Annotated in this window: 11 protein-coding genes and 1 pseudogene; 7 read left to right on the plus strand and 5 right to left on the minus strand. The window is 62.2% G+C overall.

Annotation, left to right across the window (positions count from 1 at the left end):
- Positions 1 to 200 precede the first annotated feature (200 nt).
- Positions 201 to 1,268, minus strand: a complete 1,068-nt coding sequence (locus tag CAP2UW1_RS10250; RefSeq protein WP_015766554.1) for an oxidoreductase — start codon at positions 1,266 to 1,268, stop codon at positions 201 to 203.
- A 342-nt stretch (positions 1,269 to 1,610) separates the two neighbouring features.
- On the opposite strand from CAP2UW1_RS10250, the pseudogene CAP2UW1_RS26090 reads away from it, so the two are divergent.
- A pseudogene (locus tag CAP2UW1_RS26090) lies at positions 1,611 to 2,690 on the plus strand (DUF4424 family protein).
- On the opposite strand, the gene CAP2UW1_RS10265 reads toward CAP2UW1_RS26090, so the two are convergent.
- Entirely contained in the window at positions 2,677 to 3,366 is a 690-nt protein-coding gene (locus tag CAP2UW1_RS10265; protein WP_015766557.1) for a hypothetical protein, read from the minus strand. The pseudogene CAP2UW1_RS26090 and the gene CAP2UW1_RS10265 sit on opposite strands and share 14 nt — an antisense overlap.
- A gap of 769 nt (positions 3,367 to 4,135) precedes the next feature.
- Here CAP2UW1_RS10265 and CAP2UW1_RS10270 point away from each other — a divergent pair.
- Positions 4,136 to 6,124, plus strand: a complete 1,989-nt coding sequence (locus tag CAP2UW1_RS10270; protein ID WP_015766558.1) for a methyl-accepting chemotaxis protein — start codon at positions 4,136 to 4,138, stop codon at positions 6,122 to 6,124.
- A gap of 210 nt (positions 6,125 to 6,334) precedes the next feature.
- Here the strand turns inward: CAP2UW1_RS10270 and CAP2UW1_RS10275 are convergent, their stop codons facing one another.
- The 3 genes from CAP2UW1_RS10275 to istA all read right to left on the minus strand — a co-directional run bounded on the left by CAP2UW1_RS10275 (position 6,335) and on the right by istA (position 9,793).
- Positions 6,335 to 6,922, minus strand: a complete 588-nt coding sequence (locus CAP2UW1_RS10275) for a hypothetical protein (protein WP_015766559.1) — start codon at positions 6,920 to 6,922, stop codon at positions 6,335 to 6,337.
- 485 nt (positions 6,923 to 7,407) lie between these two features.
- A complete protein-coding gene (gene istB, locus CAP2UW1_RS10280; protein ID WP_015766560.1) occupies positions 7,408 to 8,211 on the minus strand; it encodes an IS21-like element helper ATPase IstB in 804 nt (267 codons plus the stop codon).
- A gap of 55 nt (positions 8,212 to 8,266) precedes the next feature.
- Complete coding sequence (istA, locus tag CAP2UW1_RS10285) at positions 8,267 to 9,793, minus strand: IS21 family transposase (RefSeq protein WP_012806915.1); 1,527 nt, start codon at positions 9,791 to 9,793, stop codon at positions 8,267 to 8,269.
- 390 nt (positions 9,794 to 10,183) lie between these two features.
- Here istA and CAP2UW1_RS10290 point away from each other — a divergent pair, with 390 nt between their 5' ends.
- From CAP2UW1_RS10290 to CAP2UW1_RS10310, 5 genes are all read left to right on the plus strand, one after another.
- Complete coding sequence (locus CAP2UW1_RS10290; protein ID WP_015766561.1) at positions 10,184 to 11,251, plus strand: cation:dicarboxylate symporter family transporter; 1,068 nt, start codon at positions 10,184 to 10,186, stop codon at positions 11,249 to 11,251.
- A gap of 14 nt (positions 11,252 to 11,265) precedes the next feature.
- Positions 11,266 to 12,543 carry a glycerate kinase type-2 family protein gene (locus CAP2UW1_RS10295; RefSeq protein WP_015766562.1) on the plus strand — a complete coding sequence of 426 codons (1,278 nt, stop codon included), beginning with the start codon at positions 11,266 to 11,268 and terminating at the stop codon, positions 12,541 to 12,543.
- A gap of 287 nt (positions 12,544 to 12,830) precedes the next feature.
- A complete protein-coding gene (locus CAP2UW1_RS23685; RefSeq protein WP_015766563.1) occupies positions 12,831 to 13,253 on the plus strand; it encodes a hypothetical protein in 423 nt (140 codons plus the stop codon).
- A 115-nt stretch (positions 13,254 to 13,368) separates the two neighbouring features.
- A complete protein-coding gene (locus tag CAP2UW1_RS10305) occupies positions 13,369 to 14,298 on the plus strand; it encodes a c-type cytochrome (protein ID WP_049778659.1) in 930 nt (309 codons plus the stop codon).
- A gap of 213 nt (positions 14,299 to 14,511) precedes the next feature.
- Positions 14,512 to 15,477, plus strand: coding sequence for a Bug family tripartite tricarboxylate transporter substrate binding protein (locus tag CAP2UW1_RS10310; protein ID WP_015766565.1), 966 nt, complete (start codon positions 14,512 to 14,514; stop codon positions 15,475 to 15,477).
- Positions 15,478 to 15,816: the final 339 nt, after the last annotated feature.

Here is a 15,816-nt window from a genome sequence, read left to right on the forward strand (position 1 = left end):
TTCCTCGTCCCCCCCTCATTTCGGTCGCAGTCACGATATCGATACATGATACGCGCCGTCGCAGCGGCCGCGGCGTTCGTCGGAGGCTGCCGGTCATCCGCCGCCTGGTCAGGAGCATTGTCGATGGCCACGAACGGGTCGAACGCGGCTCCGTTGGCGGTGTTCACGCCGAGGCTCGGAGCGTCGAGACTCCCGCAAGCTCAGTTCGATCCCGGGCGGGGCAGTGACGGCGACGTCGACAGCACTTGGCCTGCGCGTGCGCTCTGCAGGCCAAGTTCGAGCAGGCCCATCACAGCAATGCCTTCGTCGGCAGTGACAGGGTTTGGCCCCAGGCCGCAGATGGCATCACGGACGGCGCTGTAGTAAGCCGGGTAGTCACCGGCAATACAGGTCAGCTCGCGCGTGCGGCAAACGCCATCGCGCCAGACGGATAGCGTGGCGGTCAGCGGGTCTTCGCCCCAGCCCGGTGCCGGCGGGCGGATGCCGGACTTGAGGTGGTCCTCCTGCGGATCGAGGCCCAGCTTGGTAAAGCTGCCGAGACTGCCGTGCACGGTGAAACGCGGCGCGGGCACTGCGACGAGGGCGCTGCCGTGCAGGATGCAGCGGCTTTGCCCGTAGCGCAGCACGGCGTGGAACCAGTCGTCCGTCGCGGCGCCCTGCCGCTGCGCTGCCAGGTCGAGCGCAATCGTTTCGGGCATCCCGAGGATCTGCAACACCTGGTCGATGAGATGCGCCCCAAGGTCGTACCACAGTCCGCTGCCCGCGCCGGCCTGTTCCCGCCAACGGGCGCGCACTTGCGGCCGGTAGCGGTCGAAGTGCGATTCGAAATGAACGATGTGCCCCAGTTCTCCCGTGGCGATGACTTGCTGCAGAGTCAGGAAGTCAGAGTCCCAGCGCCGGTTGTGGAATACCGAGAGGAGGCGGCTGGCGGCCGCAGCCTCCGTCTGCAGGCAGCGAGCCTCGGCCAGGGTTACCGTGAAAGGCTTGTCGACCACGACATGCTTGCCTGCGGCGAGTGCCATGCGGGCCAGCGGGAAGTGGCTGTCGTTGGGTGTCGGGATGACGACGAGGTCGATCTCGGGGCGGGCAAAGAGATCCGCCGGCGTCGCGTCTACCGCGACATCAGGCCAGTCGGCTTTGACTTTGGCCGGGTCGCTGCTCGCAATCGCTGTGAGTTGAAGACCGGGAACACCGACAATCAGTGGCGCGTGGAAGGTCTTGCTGGCAAAGCCGTAACCGACGATGGCAACGTTCAGGGTTTTGGTCATGGCTTGCTTCCTTTTCGGTATCGCCGCTCTTTTCTCTCTCGCGAACGAGGGTGACGGGTTCCTTGAGTACAGTGCCCGCGCTTCCGGCCTGCAATGAGTCGATGACGCTCATGATCGCACACAGCCGCCCAATCGCCAGGTTCATCGAGGCGCGTGCTTGGCTCGGGAAGGATCGGCTGCCAGCACGCTCTCCGAAGCCCCCGCGTCCGATGACCTCTGGCGTATCCGGAATTCTTGTCTTCTGGTAAGAGGAGATCTTGGAGCGGGCAGAAAGCCGATGTGGCATTGGACTACTGCCCGATGCTTGGTGGGCTTGATCTTTCCTGCGGCGGAACTGGGACCATGAGAAAGACATCATCGAAGCGATGCGGAAACAGCCTTGCAATCTCTGTGGCGCTGGGCGGCACCGACGCGGTCGCCATGCGCCAGGAGGTTCTCGAGATTGGCACCAGTCGGATCGATGTCGCCTACGAATTGGTCAATGAAACCGACGTTCCGGTTACCCTGCCGATGGTGTTTCCGCTGCCTGAGTATGGTGGCCTGACCGAGCCGGACGATGATTTTCGCGGCGGACAACCGGCGAACTTCAGCCTGCTGATCGACGGCCTCGCCTCCCCCTTTGCGAACCATGTCAGCGCCCGGTTCAAGGCTGATGATTCGACCGCGCTGGTGGACGTGACGGCCGTCTTGCGGGAAACGGGTTTGGACGATGCCCAGATTGCTCTGCTGCCGGGGCCGTTCAAGATCAGCGGGCGGGACATCTCCGCATTCGATCCCGCGCAGTCGCGTCAGGCGTCTGCCGTTACCCGTGGGCAAGTCGACGCTTTGCGCGCCCGCGGACTGTTACGCGAAGACCCGCACCTGCGTGAGTCCGACACACTCAGCTATCAGGCCTGGAGAGTGCGAATCGTGTACGCATGGACGCTCACTTTCCCGCCGGGCAAGACCGTCTCGGTACGACACAGCCATGCTCCCTTCCTCGGGTCGGGAATCACGTAGGGCTGGATTCCCGACGACCGCGCCTTTTCCGCCAAGGTCTTGCGCGATGAATTCTGCGCCTCGCCAGGTCTGATACACCGGCTGGAACGCTCGGCGCCGCGCGATGCGGCGCCACTCTGGGGAGGCACGGGGAGCTACATTCCCAAGACCGCCAATACATGGAGGGGGCCGATCCGGGATTTCACCCTGCGGCTGAGAAAGTCGTCTTTGGAGGAGAGCATTTCCTTGTGTTTCCCCGGGCAAGTCGAGAACGTCGATGCCCTGACGCTGGAGGCGAAGATTGCGGATTTCGCGCCTGCCGCGGACTTGCGGATACGCTTTCTGGCAACCGTAAGCCAGGGCGCGCTCCTGCCCTATGCGGATCCCGATGCGGCCCTCTTTGGTGGCGCCGCACCCCAGGGACTGCGGACTAGCTCAGACTGACGCGGCACTCCGCCAAGGTGTTGATCCGGGCCTCAAACTCGCCAGTCCGCTCCCGGTTGTCATTGTGAAAGCGGTTCCACTTGCGCGTGACCGAGTCGTAGTAAAGGGTGCTGCCGTCGATGTCGATGGAGCGTCCTTTGAGTTCCAGAACGAATCGCCCATCGCCATGATGAAGCGTGCCCTGACGTATCGCGCCTGATGCATGCAGATACGCGTTCAGGGCGGCGTCGACCGGATACCTGCCGTCGGCAGGGCAGGAGACGGGCGTGCCGGTATCAAGCTGGTGCACCCAGTTGGCGGTTTCGCCCTCGAAGCGAGTCATGCTGAGCGCATCGAGCTCCGAAAACAGAAAGCATCCTGCCGCCACGCCAACGGGCACAGCGGCGAGACGAGCGCCCGCGCGCCACCAACCAGCCAGGCGGCGTCGGCGCCGTCGCATGAACAGGAGATCACCGGCGCGAAACATAACGCCGGACATGGCGACGACCAACACGAGCAGGAGCGGATGCAGTTCGTAGGGCCAAGAGGTAGCGAGGCCATGGGCCGTCCACAGGGCGAGCCCCGACCATGTCAGCAGCCACGCGACACTGAGCCTCTGCGGCCAAACAAGACTTGTCGGCGCGGCCACATCGGGCGGCGCCGGCCGGGCCGAATCTGCGCCGGGGGTCATTTCCATGCGCCACGTTCAAACATCGAGACCTTGCTGCCCATTTTCACCTCCAGGGTTCCATTTTCACCTGATCGGCTTGCTCATGGCACCGGCGCCTGCTCCCTGACTCGACGCCCTGCATCGCGCGGGAAGGCACTTTGCCGCCGGCTTTCGCGCGCGTCGAGTGGCGGCCATCGACTCTGAGTCGACGGACGAGGCTGTTCCAAGTGGCCATTCAGCGAAACCACGCGCCACGCGGAAGCTGCCGTTCGGTGCTCAGCAGTGCTATTCTTCCCTGACCGGAAGCGTTGAACGGGGAGTGGCCAGTGAGTCGAGGACGGAGTCGAGCGGTAGCCGACCAGAAGCCGAAGTCGCTGCGTGCTCCTGAGAGCGGACGCTCATGGTGTCGAATAGCCGCTTGATCGTCGGAGGTGCTGAGTCTTTCCAACACAATTTTTGGCAAGGATGGGACTGTTGAACTGCTCATGAGATTGATCCGGCAGTTGCGTCAGCGTTCGAACCCTCGACAAGAAGCGTTTCGCCCATTTGCCTGCCGTTATTGAGTTGTCGGCCAGCTAGAGACAGCACACATCGTCAAGGCCTTTCTGGCTTGAGTTGGGGGGGGCAATCGACAGCCGCTCGCGTCTCTGCACCAATCTCCATCGCTGCAGCGCATTCCACGGTGGAAATTCACGCAGTGTCAGGCACCCCCTGTTGGACAAAACCCTTTCTGGCGCTATCCAAGGGATGGCTTTGGTCTGGTCACGAATTTGGCCATTATGAGGCGAGTTGGATTATGAATTGGTTGAAGAATCAGAAAATCTGGGTACGCTTGGTGGCAACGATCTGGGGGATGCTCGTCCTCTTGTTGAGCGCGATGATAATCTGGGCGTATGCCGAGCAAAAGGCTAATGCCGAGATTCAGGCGCAAGACTTCGCAAGCAGTGTGCACCAGATGACCATGGCTTCCCTTACCGCCATGATGATGACCGGTTCGATCGGGGACCGTGCTCTTTACCTCGAGCAGGTGAGGAGTGCGGGCAGTATCCAGGCGCTGGAAGTATTTCGCGGCGAGCAGGTGGCGAAGCAGTTTGGTCCCGGTGCGTCGGTTGAACTCGCCACGGGAGCGGATGAACAGCAGGTTCTCGCGAGCGGCAAGCCCGTTTTTCAGGTCAACGGCAACGAAGGCTATCTCAAGGCGGTCATTCCGGCCGTGGCGCAAAAGGACTATCTCGGCAAGAATTGCCTCACCTGCCACTTGGTTCCCGAGGGTACGGTACTCGGGGTCGTCAGCATGAAGATCTCGCTGGAAAAGGCAAACAGTCAGACTCGGCAGTTCGTTTCGCTGTTTGCGGGTCTTGCGCTGTTGCTTAGCGTGCCGTTTCTGCTCGTCGTCTTTCTGTTCATCCGGCGCTCGGTCACACGACCGTTGGCAAACGCTGTAGCGGTTGCCGAACGGGTGGCCGAAGGGCGGCTAGACAACGATATCCATATTACGTCGCACGATGAAACCGGTGCGCTGCTGACGGCCCTGACCAAAATGCAGGAGAAACTCCACGGGGTGCTGAAGGAAGTTGATGATTGCGGGCGCAACATGGGCCAATCGGCTTTTCAGGTTGCCGCGATTTCAAACGAGATTTCTGACGTCAGCAGACAGCAGGAAGGCCAGTCGGGAGAAGTGACAAGTGCCATGCAGCAGGTGCTCCAGATCTCTTCTGACGTACAGGGACAAGCCATTGACGCTTCGGACCGTTCGGATCAAGTCGAGAGACTCGCACGAGAAGGAATCGCGAACGTCCGGCAGAACATCGGCTCCATGGAGGAGACGACGCATCAGGTCAGCCGTGCATCGGTCGAGATTCAGGATCTCGAGCAATTCGCCCAGTTGATCCACAACATTGTCAATGTGATCAAGGAGATTGCCGGACAGACGAACCTGCTGGCACTGAATGCCGCCATTGAGGCCGCGCGCGCGGGCGAAGCGGGCCGTGGCTTTGCCGTTGTCGCCGACGAAGTGCGGAAGCTTGCCGAACGCACCACCAGATCGGCTACAGAAGTTGGGGAGATAATCGAGCAGCTCTCCGGCAAGGTGCAACAAGTGGTTACAGCGATGAACGTGGTCGTTCAGAAGGTCAGTGTCACTCAGGAAGAAGCGCGGAAAATGGCTAGCACCATGGAAGGGATCGCCGTTACCGCGGTTGATACCGCAAAGGCCAACCAGAGGATTTCCAGCGTGAGCCAACAACAGGTGGAGCAGTTTGGCTTGCTCAGATCGACGCTGGAAACCTTGTTCGCCGTCTTGCGAGAAAGTGGCTGCAAAGTCAAGACGACGGCGGCCATAGGCGAAGACCTGCGCGTTGTTACCGCGAGGCTAAACGACATCATGTCCGGCTTCACGTTCACCGGCGGACTTGAAATCGAGGAGGCTCAGCACGAGAAGCGTCGCGCGCCACGGGCAAACAACAGCTTGCGTGTAAAGATTACTCAGGACGGCACGACGTTCGAAGCCGTGGCAAGCGATTTTTCCCTGAAGGGATTGCGCCTCAGGATCACCCACCCCGTACGTGAGCGTGCACAACTCGATCTAGCCCTGTACCTGCCGAATGACGACCTCGATCAATATGAAAAGCAAGAGCCTTTGCGGGTCGGAGGAAGAATGGCCTGGCAAAGGCAGGACGGCCAAAACTACCAATGTGGTGTGGAATTCCAGAACGTGGACGAAGCAAAGGACAGGTTGATAAGAAAATGCTTTGAGTTCTACAACAAGAACGCCGAATTTGCGTAGGTCGCCGGAAACACTCCCATGTACTCATGACGGCCGCCCTCCCGTCGGCGGCCGCCAGTTCTCGGATAGGTGTGAAACACTCCTTGCCGTGTGATGCGGCCGTTGGTGCTCGGTTTCAGCAGTTTCTCGTCACGCTGGGCGTGTATAGGCCACGGGCGGTTACGGCGTGCCGGTGGTCGGCTGACGGCCACCGACCTCTTCCGGTCAGGGTCAGAGTTTCTGAGAATGGCCACTCACCGCAATAATCTCCCGGTCATCACAAGGCGTCGATTGGCGGTCGCCCGGCGCATTGGAGTGTTGGATCCCCTTGTAATGATGACCGCCGCGCTGGAGTTCATCCAGCAGTTTTTCCATGAAGTAGGGAAGGCCTGAGTGAAAACCGGTTGTGGTTATTTTGCGCCCATGAGCGAAATGTACGACCAAATATTGTCCATTGCCTTGAACTTCCAACGATTCTAGAGTGGTCAGGTAGTATCTCGCCCGAAAGACTGAAGTGCAGGCTTCCTCTATCATGCCGTGATGTAGAGTAATTCGTTTGTTGAATGCATAGAAGGAGCCAAGGAAGCAGAGAGCTGCCAGCCAACAATATAGAGAGAACTTTTCTGAGGGATTGCCCAAGTTGGCGAGTGCCACCGAGGAAAACCACATGGCAATCGCGAAGAGCACGAGAAAGGGTCCTCTTAGTCGTAACGTTGGATCTCCGTGTTTATCGACTTCCTGGCGTCTGTTGAGGAAACCCGCGGCAAACACAACGGCAACAGGAATCACGAAGGGGGTATTCAGAAGGTAGTCGATCATCTGTAGGTTTCCCGCCAGGTTGGTGGGACACTGGCGGAGTTCCGCCTCATGCCAACGAGTCCTGAAGAGGCCTCGCCTGCAAGACAAAACTCGCCACAAAACACTTGCTCCACCTGCTGAGGTTCGCGCCGATCTAGTCGCTTCTTCACGGCAGGTGGCCTCGTGTCAATTTGCGGCACATTAAGGCCAGCGAATCGCGGCGTAATGTGGCCAGCAGAAGTGGCTGTTTTAGCGGTTTCGGACGGGTCGGTTTTACGCCGTTTTCAGTCTTTTTGCAACGTGGCAAGTGGCGACCGGAAGGGTGTCCAGGGGACCGTGGAATAAATGCCGGCTGTTTGGCGTTTATGCCGCGAAAGCCCCTTGACACCCTGGAGGTCGCAGACGCTGACGGCAGTTGTCGGGGATGTTTTTTCATCCCCGGCGGCTGCCTCACGGCGAGTGCGGGGTCTGGGGCAGCGCCCCAGGGTTTGCTCGCCGCTGAGGGTCTAACGTGCGGCCGGGGGAGGCTTGGAAGCGTCCCTGCCCGCCGTGGCCTGGACGGGCGAGCGGACTTCCGGCAGGGGCCGCGGTTTGCGCCGGGTCTCGCCGTCGAGAATGATCTGATAAGCACGGTCGCGCAAACGGTCGAGCGTCGCCGCCCCCATCAACTTGTTGGGAAACGCCGCGCCCCACTCGTCGAAGTGCAAATTGCTGGTCAGCAAGGTGGTCGTGCGCTCATAACGGGCATCAATCAGATCGTGGAAATCCTCATCCTGCGGCGAGCGCATAGGACGCAGCCCGAAGTCATCAATTGCCAGCACATCGACGCGGGCCAGTTGACGCAGCTTGCGCTCAAAGGAATCGGTCGCCCGCGCCGCGTGCAGCTGAGCCAGTAGCTTGGCGTGCGAAATGAACAGGACCTCATGGCCGGCGCGCAGTGCGCAATGGCAGAGCGACTGGACCAGGTGAGACTTGCCCGTACCGGTCGGACCGGCGATCAGAACCGGCGCCTGTTCGAGGACGAATCGGCAGGTTGCCAGCTCGGCAATCAAGGCGTGATTGACCGACGGACTGTGGCTGCAATCGAAACGTTCCAGAGTCTTGTCGCCGACCACCTGCGCCTTGCGCAGGCGCTGGGCAAACTGACGCTGATCACGACGGGCGACTTCGTCCTCGACCAGCAACGCCAGGAAGTCGGTGTAGGCCAGCTTGGCCTCGATCGCCTGACGGTTTCTCGCCTCGAGCGAGTCGAGGATGCCGGACAGGCGCAGTTGCATGAGCAGGGGTTCAAGTGGGAGCATGGGATTCATGAGAGGATTCCAGATAGATAAGGGATGAGCAAGGAGCGGCGCGCCGTGCGGCGGCTCAATGCAACAGATCGGAGGGTTGGCGGCGGAAGTGGCCGCCACTCAGATAGGGCGCTTCCAGCGTCGGCGCGTCGATCAACTCCGGCTGCTGGTCGAGTCCGGTCTGGAGGATCTGCTTGATCGTGCGATAGCTCGGCGTACCAAAGTTCAGCGCGCGGCTACACGCCGCGTCGAGTCGGTTGCGACCGAACTGATCGGCCAAGCGCAGCAAGCCCTGGACGGCGCGCAGCTGATCGAGCACACGCTTCGCGAACAAGCTCTCGACGACCGCCCGACAAGCCGGCCCGACCGCCGTGGCCTGGGTCAAGCACCACTGCGGATCGCGCATGAAGTAAGCCTGGGCGTCGGGTGGCAGATGATCCGCGACGGTCGACCGCGTACCCGCTTTGAACAGGCGCGGATGGATCGCCACCAGCTCGTGCTCGTGATAGAGGCGTACGACATCCGGCGTGATTTCCAACCACAGCGTCTGGTGGATCAGGCGAAACGGCGCTGAGTAGTGGCAATACGCATGCTGGACGTGGCCGTTGCCGTGCAGCTTGGCCTTAGCCCAGGTTGGGCACGTTGGCGCGACGGCGGGCAGCGGCTGCAGCAGCGCTTGCTCGGTTTCGTTGAAGCGCATGAGCGGCCGCTCACGCGTACTGCCGTGGAGGCGATTGCCTGCCTCGCCCTGAATCCACGCCTCTAATTGCGCATTCGCGTGCGCCAGGCTATGAAACTCGCGCAGCGGCATGAAGTTGCCCTTGACATATTTGACTCCCGACTCCACGCGGCCTTTCTTGGCCGGGTCCGCGACCGGACAGGGGTCGATTACAAAGGCATAGCCGAGCGCGAGTTCGGCGTAGGCGCGCTGCACCGTCGGCTCGTAGTAGCAGGCGCGCGTGATCGCGCACTTCGGGTTGTCTATCCGTACCTTGCGCGGGACGCCGTTGAACCACTCGAAGGCGTGCCGGTGGCAGGCCAGCCAGGTCTCGACGCTCTGGTTGCGCACCACTTCGGCGTACTGGTGCCGACTCCACGACAAGGTCATGACGAAGAACCAGGTCTTGAACACCTCGCCGGAATGGCGGTCGGTGATCAGCGGTCCCGAACCGAAGTCGACCTGCGCTTGTTCGCCGACGGCAAAGTCGAGCATCACGGTCGCCACCGGGGCGGGGGCCGCTTCGCTACGCAGGAAGCGATAGACGGCATGCACGCTGCCGCCGTAGCCGTACCGGCGGGCCAGCGCCTGGCGGATGCTGCTCACGGCAATGCCCTGACGGTGCCACTCGAGAACGTTCTCGCGAAAGGGCTCCACAGTGGACAGGTGGCTCGCGTTCTTGACCGCCCCGCCGCCCGCCGTCTGGTAGTAACGCGCCATCGTCGCGTCGTCCGGCAGCGGGCTCGTCGCCTCCAGCCAGTTCTGCGCGGCGGCGATGTCTCGCACACGTGCGACGGTGTCGCGCCCGACCCCCTGTGCTCGGGCGACCGCCCGATTGCTTTCGCCCAGTCGCAGGCGTTGAATCATTTGTCGTATTTCGTACATTTCGAACTTCCTGTTAGCCATTGCGCCTGCCCCCGGCAAAATTGCCAGAGGTTACACAATCGGAAGTCCAAAACCGCCTCTACTTGCCTTCTACGTGGCCTTATTGTGCCGCGATTGCTCTGGCCTCATTGCGCCGCGAGTCCAGTGGCCTCATTACGCCGCCACCGAAATGGCCTTATAGCGGCGCGAACTAACACCTCGCAACCCATTGATTCCATCGAACCCGTAATCGGATTTGACGATCAACTCGGCGCTTCCTTGGAGTCTTCGCATGCAAGTATTCAGTCTAGGTCACGCGAAACAACAATCCAACCCTGTACATGGGTGGACGGACGGACTAGCGGCTAGCGAAGAACGTTAAGTTGCTTGCCGCCTGAACTCGGGCTGCGAGTGGCACACACTTGGTCGGGCCCGAGGAGCAAGCATCCGGCGACGCTCGACACCAAGGCCATCGCCACCTACACCGCCAGCGCAGCCAAGCCGACGGGATTTGTCGACTTCATGCAGAATCTCGTACCCAGCAGCATCGTCGACGCGCTGGCCAAGAACGACATTCTGCAGATCCTGGCGTTCGCGACGATGTTCGGCGTGGCCCTGTCGCACATCGGCCCGCGCGCCAGGCCAGTGGTGACCTTCCTCGACTCCTTCACGCACGCCATCTTCTCCGTCGTCGGGATGATCATGCGCCTGGCGCCGATCGCTGCCTTCGGGGCGATGGCCTTCACTGTGGGCAAGTACGGCCTCGGACCGATTGTCTCGCTCGGCAAGCTGATGGCCACGATGTACCTGACCTGCTTTCTGTTCGTCGTCCTCGTGCTGGGCACCATCGCCCGACTGTCCGGCTTCAGCCTCTGGAAGTTTCTGCAGTACATCAAGGACGAAATCTTCACCGTCCTCGGCACCAGTTCGTCCGGGTCGGTCGTGCCGCAGCTCATGCGCAAGCTGGAGTTTGCTGGCGTCTCGAAGCCGGTGGTCGGTCTGGTCGTGCCCTCGGGACTGACCTTCAACCCCGATGGACAGTGCATCTATTACACTATGGCGACGATCTTCATCGCGCAGGCCACCAACACGCCACTGACCCTGACCGACCAACTGCTGGCGCTGGGCGTGCTGCTGCTGACTGCGAAGGGTTCGGCAGGCGTTGCCGGTTCGGGCTTCATCACTCTGGCGGCGACACTGGCTTCGATGGGCAAGATACCCGTCGCCGGCATGGTGCTGCTGCTCGGCGTCGATCGCTTCATGTCCGAAGCCCGCACCATTGCCAATACAATCGGCAACGCGGTGGGCACGGTGGCGATCGCTCGTTGGGTCGACGCGGTGGACAGGGCGCGTCTCGAGCAGGTGCTTGACGGCAAGAGCGATCCCGAACACCTGCAAGCCTTGTACGAGGGTGACGCCGCCGCAAGCAGCCTCGACGAGGCAGACTTGCTCACGCAGCGCCCGAAGCTGGCGGTCTGAACAGGAGATGAACGATGAAAACCAATGAAGCCCGCAGCCTGCTGCGCAACATGTTCGAGGCGGCAATCACCGCCGCGCAGCCGGCCCACTGCATCCCGCCGCACCTGCCCACGGCGCCGCGCGGCCGACTGCTCGTGATCGGTGCCGGCAAGGCATCGGCTGCGATGGCCAGAGCGCTGGAGGAGAACTGGCCGGGCGAATTGTCGGGACTGGTGGTGACGCGCTACGGCTACGCCGTTCCCTGCCAGCGCATCGAGATCGTCGAGGCGGCTCACCCGGTACCGGACGCCGCCGGAGTCGCCGCAGCACAGCGCATCCACGCCCTGCTGCAGGGGCTGACGGCCGACGACAGCGTGCTGTGCCTGATCTCGGGGGGCGGCTCGTCGCTGCTTGCCCTGCCGCTCGCAGGTCTGACTCTGGCAGACAAGCAAGCGGTGAACAAGGCCCTGCTGAAGTCCGGCGCCTCGATCGCCGAGATGAACTGCGTCCGTCGCCACCTCTCGGCGATCAAGGGCGGGCGCCTGGCGGCGGCCTGCGGTCCGGCGCGCGTGCTGAACCTGATGATCTCCGACGTGCCCGGCGACAACCCGATCGACATCGCCTCCGGTCCGACGGTTGCCGACCCCACCACCTGTGACGACGCCCTGGCGATCATCCGCCGCTACGGCATCGCTGTTCCGCCGGCTGTGCTGCAGGTCCTCGAAAGCGGTTGCGGTGAGTCGATCAAGCCTGGCGACGCGCGCCTGGCCAGGGTGGAGACGCGCCTGATCGCGACACCGCAGATGGCGCTCGAAGCAGCCGCCACCGTGGCGCGCCAGGCCGGGGTGGCGGCGCACATCCTCGGCGACGCCATCGAAGGCGAAGCGCGCGACGTCGGCAAGGTCATGGCCGGCATCGCGTTGCAGGTCGCTGGCCGCGGCCAGCCCTTCACGGCGCCCTGCGTCCTGCTCTCCGGCGGCGAGACGACGGTGACGGTGCGCGGCAACGGGCGCGGCGGACGCAACGTCGAGTTTCTGCTCGCGCTTGGCGTGGCGCTGAACGGCCATCGCGGCATCCACGCGATCGCCGGCGATACCGACGGAGTAGACGGTCAGGAGGAGATCGCCGGCGCCTGGCTCGCGCCGGACACCCTGGCGCGTGCCTGGGCCAAGGGGATCAAGCCGCTCGTCTGCCTGGATGACAACGACGGCCACGGTTTCTTCGACGCCTTGGGCGATTCCGTCATCACCGGCCCGACACTGACCAACGTCAACGACTTCCGGGCGATTCTGGTTACCGACGAGCCCCTCTGATAGCTTGCCGAATTTGCAGCAGTCCGCCGGCTGCTGGTTCACCGAGGCACACACGGGGACCTGCAGGTGGCGAGCGACAAGATTCGCAGACTGAGAACCTCATTGCAGGCCATTGACTTGCCGACGGCCTGTCCTGGCGCTTCCCGCCCAGCGATCCACGACCCCGAGGCCGCCTGTCTCACGCTGATGCCGGAGCCAGTCCTCCCAGCGGCAGCGTGGGACTCTCCTCTTGTCTCACCCCGGACTAGCTCGGGACAAAGAGTCCGGAATAGGGCGGGACGTAAGACATGCATCGCTGTCAGTTGGGGCGGTGCACCACACACGACCTGTATCGGTGTCAGTTGGCTGCTCGTGCCGTGGCACTGATTTACAATTGGTGGAGTCTGTTCGTCCGGCTGGCGCATCCGGACGCTCGGCGCGAGGCCATCACCAGCCGTCCCTGGCTGATGACCTCTGTCGGAAGAAAAACTGAACATGTCGGGCAGATCACCGTCACCCTGACCGGATTGCATGCTCGCTTCGCGCCAGCGCGGGCGGCACTGGTGCGAGTCTCTGCCTTGCTTCAAGGCTGGGTGGCCGAAACTGCGGTGCAGTTGACCCAGCCATCCGTCTGGCATCGTATCTGCGATTACCTCAAGCGGATTCTCGCCGGCATCGGTGCGACACCAACCCCGCAGTTGCTAGGCGACTATCCGAATGGAGTCGGCTAACTGCGGCTGCGAGGATAATGAACTTGTACCTCGCATCGCTGCCGGAATGCTAGCGTCGCCGCCAAGGAGTCCATTCGTGAAGACACGCCGCCTCGTCACATCCCTCGCTGCGGTGATGCTGAATCTCGTGACCATGCAGGTCAACGCCCAGGAGGCTCACCCCGTATGGGCTTACCCGACGAATCCGCCGGACTTCAAGGCGGCGAGCGACGATGCGTCAATCCGCCGGGTGCCCGATAGTGCTGCAGGATACACGTTAACTCAAACGCGGGATCGCTTCGCCGCAACGGACTGGCATCCCGGGGATCACCCGGCAATGCCCGAGGTCGTGGCGAAGGGCCGAAAGCCAGACGTCTTTGCCTGCGGTTGGTGCCATCGTGCGGATGGGTCTGGCGGGCCGGAAAACGCAAACCTCATGGGCCTCCCGTATGTTTATTTCGTGCAACAGATGAAGGACTTCCGGAGTGGGGATCGGAAAACTTCGATCGCCAAACGCGCACCCACGGCGTTGATGATCGCCGGGTCGAAAACGATCAGCGACGCCGAAATCGACGAGGCCGCACGCTACTTCTCGTCGCTCAAGCCGAGAACCAACCGGCGCGTCGTCGAAACGCCTCTCGTTCCCAAGACAACCGTGGATGGCTGGGTCCTCGTCGACACGGGCACCGGAGAAAAGGAGCCGATCGGCCAGCGCATCATCGAAGTGCCGGAGAAACCGGCGGACTTCGAGAGCCGGGATTCCCGTGCCCGTTTCATCGTCTACGCGCCGCCGGGTTCCGTGAGTCGTGGCATGGAATTGGTTCGAACAGGCGCCGAAGGGCGTAGCGTGCCATGTGCCACTTGCCATGGGCCCGAGTTGAAGGGGACCGACACCATTCCGCCGATCGTGGGCCGATCGCCGAGCTATGTTGCGCGCCAGATCCATGACATTCGCAGCGGCGCCCGTGCCGGTCCCAACGCTTCGCAGATGAAGCCGGTCGTGGAAAACCTGACGGAAGGTGACATCGTTGCGATAACTGCCTATCTGGCATCGCGTGCACCCTGAGCCAAGCCGCCGGCTGGCTTGGAGTAAACGCCAACTTCAGCCGTCGCAGAGGCTGTCATCGAGGCCGATGCAAGTGAATCCCCGCACTCGATCCAAGAGCGATCCCGTGCGTTTGCGCCACGCCGCAGAAATGGTCCAGACACGATTCGGTCATCGATGGGAAGTCTCCTACCATGTTTGGGGCTGTTCACCTTCCTTCGACCGGAGATGTCCATGCGTTTGCTCTCATCCCTCTTCGCCGGGGCGCTCGGCCTAGCCATATCAACCGGCAGCACTGCTTGGGCGCAAAGCTATCCAAGCAAGCCGGTGAACGTGATATCGGCCTTTCCGCCCACCACGCTCGACTTCATCCTGCGGCTGGCGAACAGGCACTTTCAGGAGAAATTCAAGCAAGCCCTGGTCATCGAGAACCGACCGGGCGCCGGCGGCAACATCGCCGCCGAGGCGGTGGCAAGGTCGGTGCCCGATGGTTACACGCTGCTGGTGACGACGGACACCGTGGTCACCAGCAACCCGCACATGTACCGGAATCTGAATTTCAAGGCGGATGTCGAGCTGGTGCCGGTCATCTATCTGGCGAACACGAGCCAGACCTTGGTGTGCGATCCTTCGGCGCCGGTCCAGTCAGTGTTGGACCTGGTGACCTACGCCAAGTCGCATGACATGTCGTACGCGTCGGGAGGCAAGGGCGTTCCCGGCCACTTGGCGGCCGAGATGTTCCTGGCGGCAACGGGACTGCGCATGACGCACGTGCCGTATAACGGCCCCAACGCTGCCGTGCAGGACATGATCGAGGGCAAGGTGCAGTGTGGCTTCCTCTCCACGGCGGTGGTGATGCCCCACATCAAGAGCGGCAAGCTGAACGGTCTCGCCGTCAGCACGGCCAAGCGTTCGCCTAGTGCCATGGAGTTGCCGACGGTGAGCGAGGCCGGCATTGCAGGCTACGAAGCGACGTTCGGCGATCTCTTGCTGGCCCCCAAGGGTACGCCGCCTCAGGTCTTGGCCGCCTTGAACGAGGCCATCGGCGCGGTGCTTGCGCAGCCGGACGCACGAGACAAATTCCTCGCATCTGGGCTGGAATTCGTTCCCAATACGCCCGAGCAGACGGCGACACGCCTGCGCCGGGAATCCGACAAGTGGTTGCAGGTCGTGGAGCGACTGGGTTTGCGAGCTGACTGACCGAGGCCGTGCCGGCGCTTGCTTCCTGCTGGTTCTGATCGCGCCCAGGGGTCGAAACCTTGAGTGCGAAGGAAGGGAGGACTCCCGCTTGGCCTGCGTGAGCGTGGGGGGCAGGTGTAGGCTGGGTTACAGACGCTCATTTCGCTCCCACCGGTCGGCGACTCAGCCCGAACCGCCGTCAGGGTCAGTGTTCAGCGACCGGCAGTTCGATGAACAGTAAGCTGCCACAGAATTTGTATATGTCATCAGGCGCCTTTGGGTCTGGTGCCCCGATTCAGAAACCGCGGGACCGCCGACGACTTTGTCCACGCTGCCATCGATTAAGCCAAAAACGGGGTA

The sequence above is a fragment of the Candidatus Accumulibacter phosphatis genome, from assembly GCF_000024165.1.
GTDB classification, from domain to species: domain Bacteria; phylum Pseudomonadota; class Gammaproteobacteria; order Burkholderiales; family Rhodocyclaceae; genus Accumulibacter; species Accumulibacter phosphatis.

Excerpts from the sequence above, each read along its gene's own strand:
- CAP2UW1_RS10250 (WP_015766554.1), bottom strand. The coding sequence starts at position 1,268 with ATGACCAAAACCCTGAACGTTGCCATCGTCGGTTACGGCTTTGCCAGC.
- CAP2UW1_RS10265 (WP_015766557.1), bottom strand. The coding sequence starts at position 3,366 with ATGGAAATGACCCCCGGCGCAGATTCGGCCCGGCCGGCGCCGCCCGAT.
- CAP2UW1_RS10270 (WP_015766558.1), top strand. The coding sequence starts at position 4,136 with ATGAATTGGTTGAAGAATCAGAAAATCTGGGTACGCTTGGTGGCAACG.
- CAP2UW1_RS10275 (WP_015766559.1), bottom strand. The coding sequence starts at position 6,922 with ATGATCGACTACCTTCTGAATACCCCCTTCGTGATTCCTGTTGCCGTT.
- istB (WP_015766560.1), bottom strand. The coding sequence starts at position 8,211 with ATGAATCCCATGCTCCCACTTGAACCCCTGCTCATGCAACTGCGCCTG.
- istA (WP_012806915.1), bottom strand. The coding sequence starts at position 9,793 with ATGTACGAAATACGACAAATGATTCAACGCCTGCGACTGGGCGAAAGC.
- CAP2UW1_RS10295 (WP_015766562.1), top strand. The coding sequence starts at position 11,266 with ATGAAAACCAATGAAGCCCGCAGCCTGCTGCGCAACATGTTCGAGGCG.
- CAP2UW1_RS23685 (WP_015766563.1), top strand. The coding sequence starts at position 12,831 with ATGCATCGCTGTCAGTTGGGGCGGTGCACCACACACGACCTGTATCGG.
- CAP2UW1_RS10305 (WP_049778659.1), top strand. The coding sequence starts at position 13,369 with ATGCTGAATCTCGTGACCATGCAGGTCAACGCCCAGGAGGCTCACCCC.
- CAP2UW1_RS10310 (WP_015766565.1), top strand. The coding sequence starts at position 14,512 with ATGCGTTTGCTCTCATCCCTCTTCGCCGGGGCGCTCGGCCTAGCCATA.